General features: G+C 31.1%; 9 protein-coding genes and 1 riboswitch. All 9 genes read right to left on the minus strand.

Annotated features, from left to right (window positions below; genetic code table 11):
• Positions 1-96: 96 nt before the first annotated feature.
• Entirely contained in the window at positions 97-1059 is a 963-nt protein-coding gene (locus L3B96_RS18210; RefSeq protein WP_238948256.1) for a DUF1232 domain-containing protein, read from the minus strand.
• 311 nt (positions 1060-1370) lie between these two features.
• Complete coding sequence (locus tag L3B96_RS18215) at positions 1371-2201, minus strand: MetQ/NlpA family ABC transporter substrate-binding protein (RefSeq protein WP_011967986.1); 831 nt, start codon at positions 2199-2201, stop codon at positions 1371-1373.
• Between the two features lie 11 nt (positions 2202-2212).
• A complete protein-coding gene (locus tag L3B96_RS18220; protein ID WP_017212473.1) occupies positions 2213-2851 on the minus strand; it encodes a methionine ABC transporter permease in 639 nt (212 codons plus the stop codon).
• On the minus strand, positions 2851-3816 hold the full coding sequence (locus L3B96_RS18225) for a methionine ABC transporter ATP-binding protein (RefSeq protein WP_011967984.1): 966 nt from the start codon (positions 3814-3816) through the stop codon (positions 2851-2853). The genes L3B96_RS18220 and L3B96_RS18225 overlap by 1 nt, the downstream gene beginning before the upstream one ends.
• Before the next feature lie 143 nt (positions 3817-3959).
• Positions 3960-4078, minus strand: a riboswitch (SAM riboswitch).
• A gap of 430 nt (positions 4079-4508) precedes the next feature.
• A complete protein-coding gene (locus L3B96_RS18230) occupies positions 4509-7766 on the minus strand; it encodes a 5'-nucleotidase C-terminal domain-containing protein (protein ID WP_238948257.1) in 3258 nt (1085 codons plus the stop codon).
• 218 nt (positions 7767-7984) lie between these two features.
• Positions 7985-8455, minus strand: coding sequence for an SsrA-binding protein SmpB (gene smpB / locus L3B96_RS18235; RefSeq protein ID WP_011967982.1), 471 nt, complete (start codon positions 8453-8455; stop codon positions 7985-7987).
• A gap of 148 nt (positions 8456-8603) precedes the next feature.
• Complete coding sequence (rnr, locus tag L3B96_RS18240; protein WP_038457150.1) at positions 8604-10811, minus strand: ribonuclease R; 2208 nt, start codon at positions 10809-10811, stop codon at positions 8604-8606.
• 434 nt (positions 10812-11245) lie between these two features.
• Positions 11246-12604 (minus strand): nitrogenase component 1, encoded by a 1359-nt coding sequence (locus L3B96_RS18245; RefSeq protein WP_238948258.1) that lies wholly within the window; start codon positions 12602-12604, stop codon positions 11246-11248.
• Positions 12605-12629: 25 nt separating this feature from the next.
• Complete coding sequence (locus L3B96_RS18250; RefSeq protein WP_238948259.1) at positions 12630-14162, minus strand: nitrogenase component 1; 1533 nt, start codon at positions 14160-14162, stop codon at positions 12630-12632.
• Between the last annotated feature and the right edge of the window lie 133 nt (positions 14163-14295).

Here is a 14295-nt window from a genome sequence, read left to right on the forward strand (position 1 = left end):
ATTCCTTTCTCCGACCGTCTAACTTATTATTATACTTTTCATGGAATATTTATAAACTTATAATCTATATGTTATTAAATTTATAAATAATATTTTCTATAGTGATGATAATTCTTCTACAGCACTATATAATTTTTCAATATTTGCAGCATTTGTAAAGTTAGTTAGATATTCTATTCCTTTTTTTAATACTAAAAGTATATCATTTTTACCTTCCCAATTCTCTACTATTATCGATAATGGTATATCTTTAATAATCTTATTTAAAACAAAAAATATAACTCCAATATCATCAATCACACCTATAAATGGTATACTATTAGGTATTATGTTAACTGGTACAGTTACATATGCTATTCCTGCCGACATTATAAGCTTAGTCTTTATAGATACTCTTTTATCCTTAAGTAATCTATATATTAAAGAAGCTATATCTGGCAATACAAATATATACTCTTTATAATTTCTCACATTTTCAGATAATTTATTTGTAATTTTATTTCTTCCGACAGAATAGCAATCTTTAGTTTTATCTATAAGATCCAATGATGCTACATCAATCTCTTCTTCTTCACTTGTTTCTTCAATATCACTTTCCTTTATTAATTCTCCTAGTATTGAAACCTCAACATTAGAAATTTCAGCCAATACCTCTGATTTTTTCATGAAGACCTCACTAATATTTAGATTTATGTATGGTACATCTTGAAGTATTGTATTTATATCAATTATTACTTTATCCCTATCACTATCTATTCCATACTTTTTAAAAGCTTTTGCTAATTGCTTTATCACAAAACTTCTTAATATTCTAAGAAAACCAACATTTAATACTTTAACTTTAACTATCTTTACAGTAATTTTGTTATGAACACACCCAACTAATTGAACCTTTATATTAAAGTCTATATTTATTCCCTTTTTCAAAGTTCCTTCTAATATTATTCCATCATTAATAGTTACTGTTCTTAAATCCAACCCATCAACCTTAACAAATTCATTGATTATACTTAATATATCATTACCAGTTAATTTAACTTTTACTTCTGATATGTTCATTTTTTATTCCCCTTTAGAGTAAATTCTTACTTTTATATAAATTAAATCAAATTATTTTCCTAAATATACTTAAAAGTATACATTATTCCAGAAAATTATTAAAGATTGTTATATATAGAATCTACAATTTTTCTTAATAGCAAAAGCCCCCATTTAACTTTCTGATAAAAAAAGAAGGCATGCCTTAATATCATTTTGTTGCCTAAATGACATTTGGCATAGCCTCTCTTCTTGTAATGCAGCATATTTATGCTGCAAATACTACTTATTATTCAATTTCTTTTTTGAATCTATATGTTCAAAATGAACTATTAAAATACTGGAATTACTGAACCATTATATTCTTTTTCTATAAATTCTTTTACTTCTGGTGATGTCATAGCTTTTACTAAAGCTTTGATTTTTTCTTGATTTTCATTACCTTGTTTTACAACAACTATGTTTGCATAAGGTTTAGCAGCTTCTGAAGCCTTATCTTCAATAATAATTGCATCTTTTGCTGGATTAAATTTAGCTTCTATAGCATAGTTTCCATTGATTACTGCAGCATCAACGTCATCTATTGCTCTTGGAACTGCTGCTGCTTCTAATTCATTAAACTTTAAGTTTTTAGGGTTTTCAGTAATATCCTTTGATGTAACTAGTTCTCCATCTTTAATTTTTATTAAGCCTTTTCCTGCTAATAATTTTAATGCTCTAGCTTCATTTGATGGATCATTAGGAACGGCAATTGTAGCTCCATCTTTAAGTTCATCTAAACTTTTTACCTTCTTAGAATATAATCCCATTGGCTCTAAATGTATTGCACCAACTGAAACTAGGTGATATCCCTTAGATGAATTTTGTTCATTTAAGTATGGAGTATGTTGGAAGAAATTTGCATCTAATGAACCTTCTTCTACAGCAGTGTTAGGTTGATTGTAATCATTAAATTCTGTTATTTCTACTGTATATCCTTCTTTTTCAAGTAATGGTTTAGCTATATTTACTATTTCTTCATGTGGCTTTGGTGTTACCCCAATCTTTATTACCTTGTCATTTTTAGAATCTTTACTTCCTGAAGTAGCTGTGCCCCCGCAACCTACTAATCCTAGTGTCACTACTCCTGCTAAAACTACTGATAAAATTGATTTCTTTTTCATATTTATTCCCCCTATTTTGATAATTTATTGTAAAAATAATTGCCTATAAGCTGTAGTCCTTGTACTACTATGATTAACACAATACATGTTACTACCATATAATCAGTTTGGAATCTTTGATATCCATAGCTTATAGCTACTTGACCAAGTCCTCCACCCCCAATAGTTCCTGCCATTGCAGAATATCCAACAATGCTTATTATTGTAAGAGTAATTCCTGATGCTATTGAAGGAATTGCTTCTTTAAGCATTACCTTAAAGATAATTTGAGTGTTTGATGCTCCAAAAGATCTTGCCGCCTCTATTATTCCTTTATCGACTTCTCTAAGTGATGATTCTATAATTCTTGCTACAAATGGTGCTGCTGCAATTGTAAGTGGAACAATAGCTGCTTCTGTACCTATAGATTTACCAGCAATAAATCTAGTTAATGGTATTATTGCTACCATTAATATGATAACTGGAAAACTTCTTAATATATTAATTATTAAATCTAAAACTGTATAAACTATTTTATTTGGTTTTAATCCGTCTTTTGCAGTAACTGTTAATATTATTGCAGGTATGAATCCTAAAATAAGTGAACCTATAGTCGATGCAAAAACCATCTCTAGAGTTTCTATTAAAGCTTTTACTATTACCTGATTCATTATTCGATCACCTCCAATAAGATATCCTTATTTTCAAGGTACTTTATAACCTTGTCCTTATCCTCTTCGTTGATGTTTATTACAAGCCCACCTAATACTTCGCTCCTAAATTTTTCAAGTTTTCCCCAAACTATAGAAAAATCTATCTCTAATTCCCTTGCCATCTTTGTAATTAGTGCATTTTCAGAAGAATCACTTGGGAAGAATATCTTGATATTAACACCTTCTTCTGGTAATATTCCTTCATCTTCTTCTCCTAAGAATTTCTTTAATGATTTTCCTGGTTGTAAGAATAAATCTTCTGATCTTCCTTCTGCTTTTATCTTTCCACCATCTAGCAATGCAACTTTTTCACAAACTTCTTTTATTACTTCCATTTGATGAGTTACCATTACTATTGTAATCCCTAATTCTTTGTTTATTTTAGAAAGTAATGCTAAAATGTCTTTTGTAATTTTAGGATCTAATGCAGAAGTTGCTTCATCACAAAGTAGTATTTTAGGGTCTAACGCTAATGCCCTTGCTATTGCTACTCTTTGTTTTTGTCCACCACTAAGCTCTGACGGTTTGCTTAGCTTTTTGTCTGTTAATCCAACTAAATCTAATAATCTTAATACTTTGTCCTTAATTTCACTTTTGTTGTACCCCCACACTTCAAGAGGAAGAGCAACATTATCAAAAACATTTTTTCTTTGCATAAGATTGAAATTTTGAAAAATCATCCCCAAATCTTTTCTAAATTCCCTAAGACTTTTTCCTTCTAATGATGAAACCTCTTTCCCCATTACATTTATTGAACCTCCATCATAAGATTCAAGTCCATTAATGCATCTTAATAGTGTTGACTTTCCTGCTCCGCTGTGTCCTATTATTCCATAAATTTCGCCCTCTTTAATGCTTATTGATACATCTTTTATAACTTGTGTTTCCCCAAAATTCTTTACCACATTTTTGATTTCTATCAAACACATTTCCTCCTTTGACTTTGTTTTGTTAGTTTCCGGATAACTAAGGTGATGTAATAATTAACTTAATTATTAACGTTCACCTCAAAACAAAAGCGCTAGAGAATAAATCTCTAGCGCATAAAACACCATACAAATTTATCCTCTCATCTATCAGCTAAAAGCTGCTGGAATTAGCACCATATAAATATCATTTAGTAAAAAATAATATTTCGGTTGCCGGGTTTCAAAGGGCCAGTCCCTCCACCGCTCTCGATAAGATATTCAGATTATTTAATTTAGCTTTGACCTAATTATATACAACTTTTTTTAATTTGTCAAAATCTATAGAATAACCTTTTGCTCTTTCAAATCCAAGTATTGTAATCGGATTGGTTTTATTATATATACTTTCTGCATATATTGCAAGATTTTTTTATGAAATTAATTAATAAATTTAAGTTTATAGTATAAATATTAAATTATTTTATATTTATATTGTTAAATCTGTTGTATATGCTATATATTTCTATCAAATATTCAAAATCAATATCTAGGCTAATAAAAATATCAGTATAAGAAATAATAAATATTCTTCAATAGAATTTGAAACCATACACATGTAGATAAATCTATCTATGTGCATGGCTTCATTTTTACTAGAATCACTTATATATATATTTATTTATGCCTGAAAATAATCGCTTCAGATCTTACGCTGCTTTTTTCTGTTTATCTACATTCAGTATCTCCCAATTATTTGAGCAATCTGGAGATATCTCTCCATGTTTTTTAATGTAGCTAGTCATTAGACTTCTCACTTGACCATCATCACCAAGTGCTTTTCCTGAATCATAGACAATAATACTTGAATCAGTATTACTTAATCCAGCGGCCTTCATAAAACCTCCACCACCATTAAATCTATAATTGTTTATAGCAACTGTAAATTCATCTGAATCTTTTACTTCGACACCATTAACCTTTAAATTCTTTATTCTATTTCCTGATATTACTCTTCCTGTTTCCTTGTCGATAGTACATGCAGGTTGTGTTAAATCAATATCATATGTTGCACCATATAATTGATCCAAGTTATAATCTGGAATATTTAATATTGGATCTTTTATTACTGCTGCATTATCCCCTGTTGTTTGATCATAATATCTAACTGAATATTCCATCCAGTCTTTCAATTGCTTTCCTGTCATTTTTACTCCATACAAAAAGTTTTCAAATACATATACTGCCATCATATCTTTTATTGTAACATCGCCTTGAGGTATATATGCTCCAGAACTTAATGGTGCCGCAATTGATAATTGAGTCCCAGCACTTTCTTTTTGTACTTTATTAATGAGCTCCATAATTGCAGTAGGCTCAGTTAATTGTCCACTTCCTGTAAATTCTCCGGTTGAAGTTCCTATTTTTGTATCTACATATTTTAATGTTGTATCTTCATAAGGTTTAATTAAATCGACAATCTCCTGATCATCTACTATGCTATTATCAATAACAATGTTTTTTGTTGAAATTCCTATAAGCTTTGCATTTCCATCAAAGTTCATATCAACTTGTGCCAAACCTGTAGCTCCCTTAGTTGACTCAACTATTGGAACAACTTTACCTTCTGGATTCTTCTTAGTTAGATCATTTACTTTCAAATGTGTGTGACCTGCTATAATTGCATCTATACCATCAACTTGTGTTGCTATTGCGTTAATTTCATTTTCTGGTATAACATCTGCATCAGTCTCTTGACCACTATGTGCTGAAATTATAACAACATCTGCGCCCTTGGCTTTTACTTCTTTAACCCACTTTTTAGATTCATCTACAAGATCATTAAATACCAATCCATCGTAATGTTTTTTATCTTCCCAACTTGGTATGCATTTATTTTCTAAACCTATAACCGCTACTTTGACTTCTTTACCATTAACATAAAAACTTTTCATTATATATGGATCTACAAAATTTGTTGAATCGTTCTTATATATATTAGCTCCAAGTACTTCTATTCCTTCTGACTTATAGTCTTTAATCACTCTATTTAATACATCTAATCCATAATTGAATTCATGATTTCCTAGTGTCCACGAATCATACTTCATAGCTCCCATAACCTTTGCCATAGGGTGCTCTAAAGTAGTGTCTAAAATATCATAGTAATATGATAGTGGTGTTCCTTGAATTGTGTCTCCATTATCAATTAGCATCACATTATTATTATTTTCTCTTACACTTTTAACATATGATGAAACTTTAGCTAATCCCTGTGCTTTAGATGGTGCTTTTCCTGTTCCATAATCATAATTTAAAACTGTACCATGAACATCCGTTGTTGCTAATAAAGTTATTGAACTAGACATATTAACCATTCTTGGTATATCAGTATTAGGTATTGTATTTTTATCATTTTTATCTTTATTTTCTTTACACCAATCTATAAATGCATCTCTTACTAAAACATGAGTATCATTTTTAACATCTAATCCACCGTACTTTGTAAATGCAGTAAACGAATCTCCTCCTTGAGCCACAAAATCTGGAACTGCAACAGATAAACTTTCGTTATCACTAATAGGAGTTCCATCTTCTTTTGTGATAGATTTAACTCTTTGACCTGATGGAAGATTTGAATCATAGCCGAATTTAATTCCCGATACCTGTAACCCCTTACTGTTATCCGCAACAGCCTGCTCTAGAACTTCTTTTAATTGAGATTTTGTCATGCTTAATTTATAAATTGTGTTATCAAAAGGCATAAACTGCCACATAGTTCCGACTGTAATATTTCCTTGTGGAATATCTATTCTAAGACCTCCATTATTTTGAAATCCAACATCAGCTTTAATAGAATTTCTTGTAACGTCAGATGCCCAATTTCCTAAAACTGATGATCCATATGGAGAAGCATCTAATTTTCTTGTTAAATCCTTTTCTGTATTATACCCAATAACTTCACTCGTCATTGGCTCTATCTGTTTATTGGCATTATCTACAATTTTATCAACATCACTGTCTGTTTGTGGTGTTCCAGTTTTATATCCTTTGTCATTATCTAGCGCCACATAACTTGTTTCAAGATTTGGCTGATCAAATACGATTTTATTATCACTAGTCACCTTGAATTTAGCATCTATATACCCTTTACCGTTTGATCCCCCAATATATACTGGAATATTGGTATTCTTAGCAATTGCAGCAGTTTTAGTATGGCTATGTCCACCAAATACAGCATCTACATTCTGAAGGTTATTAGCTAAATCAAATACTGGCCCTGTTGCATTATCACCCTTATCACCTTCATGCACCAATACAATTACTACATCCGCCAATTTATCTTTCTTTATTTGTAGTGCAATAGGATTTATTTCACTTGCAAGGTCTGTAAATTTATAGTCACTCACAAATTTAGGTGATACACTCGTCTCTGTTTCTCTTGTTATTCCTCCTATAACGGCGATTTTTATGCCATCTTTAGTTATAATTTTATATGGATCAAATACACGCTTGCCAGTCTTCTTATCGTAAAGATTGCTGCAAACTATTGAATACGCTGCACCCTTCATTGTTGTATTTGTAGTTGTATCCAATCCCCAATCAAACTCATGATTTCCAAGAGTTGTTATCTCCATTCCAATCTTAGACATAGTCTCCTGAACAGGAACCCCTTTCATGATATTAGATGTTGCAGCCCCTTGATACAAATCACCTCCACCTAAAATCAATGTCCTATCTTTATTAGACTCTTTCACTTTTTCTATTCTATCTGCTAAAACCCCTGCAACTTGATTTCCTGATGAATCATTAAGTGTTCCATGAAAATCAGTGATTTCGATAACGTCAAACATTTTTTCATTCTCAGTTGCATAAACTCTTATAGAAAACGAGCTAAATAAAGTAATTATGAAGAATAAGCTAGTAAAAATTGATATAACTTTTCTGAACTTTAGAAGTTTTTTCACAATTATTTCCCCCTTAATACTAATCTCATTTACATATTATTACTTACAAAAAATTATATGACACATATTTTTGTAATAGTATATTTATTGTAAATGTCACCCATTTATTATTCAGATTATTTCTATAATAATTTTATCTAAAAACCCCATATTATCTTGTATTTTAACCAAATAAAAAACTACCAAAAATATTTTTATACTTTCGGTAGCATGCTTAATTAATATTTATTCTTTTCCTTAATTGCTCTATCCATGTCCCTCTTATGAGCTTTTTCTAACATCGAGTCTCTCTTATCATAATTTTTCTTACCTTTACAAACTCCAAGCGCAACTTTAACTTTTCCGTCCTTCAAATACAATGATAGAGGTATTAAGGTATATCCATCTCTAGACACTAAACCATCAAGTCTTCTTATTTCATCTCTATGAAGAAGTAATTTTCTCTCTCTTAATGGATCTACATTAAATATATTTCCTTGTTCATAAGGAGATATGTGCATATTCTTTACAAATATTTCACCATTATATATATCTGCATAACAGTCTTTAAGATTCACTCTTCCATTTCTTATTGATTTAACCTCTGTCCCAACTAAAACCAAACCTGCTTCCATTGCCTCTTCTACAAAATAGTCATGCCTTGCTTTTCTATTTTCTGCTAATGAATTCTCATTTCTTTTTCTTGCCATCATAATCACCCGCTATGGTTATATTTCTACTAAAATTATATTATACCCATTTCTGTAAATCAACTTATTTTGAACATTGCTGATATGAACGCTCAAAATAAGTTTATATGCACAAATTTTTGCTCTTTCAGAACATTAAAATCATATCTTATACTTCAACTAACTTTTTTTCTACTTCGCTAATTTTTCCTTCTGATTCAAAATCTTTATCTGTTTCTTCTCTCTTTGGCTCTTGTGTAATCTTAAAAAATATCTCTCTATTTGTTATATCTACATTAACGCATTCTACTTTTACTTTATCTCCAAGTTTATATAACTTTTTAGTTCTTTCACCAATCAAGCTTAAATTTGCTTCATTGAATATATAATAATCATCATCTAGATCTGTTATATGAACTAAACCTTCAATTGTGTTTGGTAACTCAACGAATATTCCAAAAGATGTAACTGAAGATATAATTCCTTCGAATTCTTGACCAATTCTCTCTTGCATATACTCAGCTTTTTTAAGATCATCAACTTCTCTTTCTGCATCTTGAGCCTTTCTTTCCATTTCAGAAGATTGTTTAGCTGCATAACCTACTATATTTTTTAATTTATTTATTCTAGTTCCATCTACTTCTCCATGCAAATATTCTTTTATGATTCTATGAATTTGTAAATCAGGATATCTTCTTATTGGTGAAGTGAAGTGGCAGTAGTACTCAGCTGCAAGCCCAAAATGTCCGCTACATTCTGGTGCATATCTTGCCTGCATCATAGATCTTAATAAAAGTGTACTTACAACTGTTTCTTCGTTTTTTCCCTTAACCTTTTCTAGAATCTCTTGAAAACTTTTTGGTCTTATTTCTTCTGTCCATTGAATAGCATATCCCAAATTATAAACAAATTCTTTAAATTTAGCTAATTTTTCTTCATCTGGACTCTCATGTATTCTGTATACAAAAGGTAGATGAGTACCAAACATATGCTCTGCAACTGTCTCATTTGCTGCTAACATAAATTCTTCTATCATCCTGTTTGATATTTCACGATCATATGGTTTAATCTCAATTGGTTTTCCTAACTCGTTAAGTGTTATCTTAGCTTCTGCTATTTCAAAATCAATGGCACCTCTTTTGGTTCTCTTATTTCTTAATATACCACATAACTCTTCCATCATTTTAAAGTCATCAACAAGATAGTCATATCTTTTTATAAGTTCCTCATCATTATCTCTTAATATCTTTGTGACATCTTTATATGTCATTCTCTCATTAGTTTTTATTACAGATTCTACAATTTCATGGTCTACAACTTTTCCTTTATGATCTATCTCCATGAAGCAAGTTAATGTTAATCTATCTACTCTAGGGTTTAATGAACATATTCCATTAGATAATTTTCTAGGTAACATCGGAACAACTCTATCTATTAAATAAACTGATGTTGCTCTTTTTAATGCTTCCTTATCTAATGGACTATTTTCTTTTACATAGTGTGTTACATCGGCAATATGAACTCCTAGTTTAAAGTTGCCATTACTTAATTTTTCGATAGATACAGCATCATCTAAATCCTTAGCATCTTCACCATCTATTGTGACCATTCTCAAATCTCTTAAATCTCTTCTGCCTTTATATTCTTCTTCATCAATTTCATCAGAAATACCTTCAGCATACTTTTGAACTTTTTCACTAAATTCTTCTGGAAGTCCAAGTTTTTTAATTATCATTAGAATGTCTATTCCTCTGTCACCTTTTCTTCCTAAAACCTCTGTTACAACTCCTTCAGCTTTTCTATTTTCCTCAGGCCATTTTGTTATCTTAACTGTAACAACATCTCCATCATTGGCACCATTCCTATCCTTCTTTGAGATGAATACATCTTTAGATATCCTTGGATCCTCAGAAACTACAAAACCAAAATTTTTAGAATCTTCATATACTCCTACTATTCTAGTAGTGTTTCTTTCAATAATTTCTACTACTTCTCCTTCTCTTTTCTTGGTCTTTGTATCTTCTCTTGTTACTCTAACAGATATTTTATCACCATTCATAGCTCCATTTATACAATTGCTTGGTATAAATACGTCTTTTTGTCCCTCTTCTTCTGGAATTAAAAATCCAAAACCTTTTGAATGTGATTGAAGCGATCCTATAATAAGACCTTCTTCTTCATGATTCGCATTAGCTATCATATACTTGTCTTTTTTAGTTCTTATAATAAGTCCTTCATTTTCCATAGTTCTTAAAGTCTTTTTAAACGCATTATATTCATTTTTCTTTATATCAAATACAGCAATTAATTCTTCAATGTCCATTGGCCTATATGCAGGTTCTTTCATAAAACTTGCTAATGTTTGTTTTATTCCCATAATTTCTTCCTCCATTATACTATTACTATATTTTATTCCTATATACCTATATACTACCACAATAACCTTGTACAATATAGATTTTATCTTATTTTAATATTAGTATTGACATATATATTCTAATTTATTTATATACTATAGTTTAGTTAATTAAAAAATGGCAATATTTGAATTGTTTATATTATGTTTCAATAATAAATTTAATTTAAAATTCTGTTACTCCAAATGCTAAAATAAGTCTAGTAATAAAAAATTCAATTAAAATATACATATTTAGGCATTACTTAACAAAAATAGATATCCTCTTTTATCAAAAGGATATCTATAAATGACTTCATAATTAAACTGTTTAAATTTTAAATATACTTAATAATTCGTATTATTTTCTTAAACTTTTTTACTTATTTTATGTTTAAAGATTTTTACAATGAAATTTATGCACTAGCGCTAATTGCAGTAGTATAAATCTTCTCTAATAAATTAAGCGCTCCTTTATATCCAATATAAGTTCTTGATAGTACTACTTCATAAGAGGCTGGAAAACCTACTTCAATAATTGCTCCCTTTAATTCTTTAGCTGTATCTCTTTCCCATGTAGTACCAAATATAATAGGCGGCTTATGCCCGAAGTCTGTCTGTCTTAGCAATTGTCCTATTACATATCCATCCTCTGCAAAATCAACATCTGCAGATACATCTTCTGCTAATTTACTATACTCACCCGCAATTGCTCTTCTATACTGCTCTGGAGGATTTTCAGTAATAATTTGTTTAGCCGGAATTAATCCCAGCTGATTTACTAAAAATTTATTTAGAGCTAAATTATAAGCGCTATCTCCCACTACTGCATATTTAGCCGGTAAGCCCCACCAATATTCAGCATAGAAATCTGAAAAGTGTTCTAAATAATAGTAGTAATTTTTTTCTTCATCTTTTATAAAATCTTCACTTTTTTGTTTATCTATTCCGGAGAAATCAACTACTTTACGCAAAAATGCACTTGTTTCCTTTGCTCCAATAGGAACAGTAGGGATGTGTAGAAATGGTTGTTCATATTTATTTTCTAGATGCTTAGCAGTGTCTAAGCCAAGCCAAGGAGAGAGCACTAAATTAAACTGTGCTTTAGGTATATCTCTCCATTCGCTTACTCCTTTTGATTCTGGTCCAAATAGAATGTTTGCTTTAAGCCCTGCTCCTTCAAGTACACGTTTTATTTCTGTGAGATCTCCACGCCAAAATGTATTTTGATATGGCAAAAGTGACCATACATTAACTAACCCTTTTTCTTTTTCTCCATCATATTCTCCAACATATTGATCTATAATAGCCTTTGTAACTAATTCGTGGCCTATAAAATTATTTCCTTTAAATCCACCAGTTTCCGCATATACAACAGGAGCTCCTTTTTTCTGAAATTCTCCAACAACTGCTCCTACATCATCTCCAACAATTTCACCTATACATCCAGTAAGAACTACAAATAATTCTGCATCCATTATCTTTAAGGATGATTTAATCAATTCTCTAAGACGGTTTTCTCCACCAAATACAACCTCATTTTCACCTGCATTAGAACTCGGCGATACTGCTCCACCACTATATCCTCCCCCTTGAAAACCATTATAAAATGCGAGACCAGTATACTGCTTATCTGCACAACCAGGACCACAATTTACAATAGGCATTGCTCCAGGAATTGATGATACACTGTAAATAGCTCCTATAGCGCAACCATAACGCACTTGATTTATAGAATTTGTTTGAGTAATATTTACGTCTTTGTTAATCTCCATAACTTCCTCCTTTAAAAAATATCAATTATATTATTTTTTCATTTAATATTTCTGGTTTTTTTGCAAGAATATAAGGATCCTCTTGATCAAGCCACCATTGGGTATAAGGCAGCTTTACATGCTCTTTTAGGTCTTGATGAAATTTCCTATGGGCGAGTACATCCAAAACAGCTTCTCCTAAATTAACCATTCCATCATATCCAATAGCAAGATGTTCATCTCCGAGTGGAGCCGCTGGTATTCCTAATCTGGATGCCAATGGTGCGAGCCCATTATGCCTTATTAATATGAAGTCTGGATTTGTCTTTTTTAAGAGTCCATAAAATTGATATTGTTGTCTATTACTTACACTAAATGAAGGTACATCATCATAATTATCTATTAAAAATTTAAGAGAATCCTGCTTTGGATCTCCACTATCATAAACTGGATCATGATGAAATACTAAAGAACCATTTACTTCAACTCCTAATTCTCTTAAAACAGTAATTAAACCATGAGCATAAGCTGAACCAGTTGCAACATATCCTTTTACGCCTTTAAGTTTTTCCCTAAGTTCTTTTAACTTAGGTTTTATTCTTTCATGTTCTTTTTTGATAAACTCTTCAGCAAGTTCCTCTTTATGAGTGACTCTTGCTATTTCACGAATCCAAGCATCTGTACCTGCAAAGCCATAAGGTTGAGGTGCCTTTATTTCTGGAACCCCAAATTCTTGTTCTAATGCTGCTGCCATATACGATGACAAGGTATAGCAAAACCCAACTGTTCCTGCTGCTTCTGAAAGTTGTGCAAGATCATCTACCGTTGCTAAATCTACAACATAATTTACTCTTAATCCTAGCTCTCCTAGCATTGGTGTAAATACATCAGATCCCCAAAGATTTATAACATTAATTAAATCTTCCTGCTTTTTAGGATTTTTACGTACAATTTTTCTAAGAATTCCATGTTGAGTAGCATCAAAACCTGTGCTCCAATGTTTTGATCTAAAGCCTTCACAGGCAAGTGGAATTACAGGTATGCCAATTTCATCTTCTGCTTCCGCAGCCACACTCTCCATATCTTCTCCAATGATTCCTGTCGCGCATGACGTACCTAAGAAAATCGCCTTAGGACTATACCTTTCAAAAGCATCTTTAATTGATTGTTTTAACTTTTTAATACCTCCAAATACCATGTCACTTTCATCTAAGTTAGTACAAATAATTCTTATGTTTTCTACTGGTAAATTCCGAAGTGCAAGTCCATTTCGATAAATTGAATTATAAGGTACTTGTCCCACTCCGCAACCAATAGGTGAATGTTGAATAAGCACTGCATCTCTTACGTTTCCAGCTTGACATTCAACCATCTGTTCGCTACAAACTGATCCTTGTGTAAAGGGTCCTTTCATTTCACAAAGTCTGCATTGTTTACCTCTGCCCTCGCATCCTCTGCGTTCATAAGAAGATTGCTCTGATAGTTCTGATGCCTTTCCATCCCATGCAATAATAGTTCCAAGTCTTTGTTCACGACTTTCAACCTCTGGAATATCCAGATTGATCTTTTTATATGCCATATCTTTTATCCCTCCTAAAATTTTATTTTATGGACAATAAAACTGAGTCTCTTGCATACTAAATAATGTATAATCAAGAAACTCAGTCTCTAGTTTTCTAGTCAACTTCGTTAATAAAGTTATCATAGTTAAG

This window comes from Clostridium sp. YIM B02569 (assembly GCF_022320765.1).
GTDB classification, from domain to species: domain Bacteria; phylum Bacillota; class Clostridia; order Clostridiales; family Clostridiaceae; genus Clostridium; species Clostridium beijerinckii.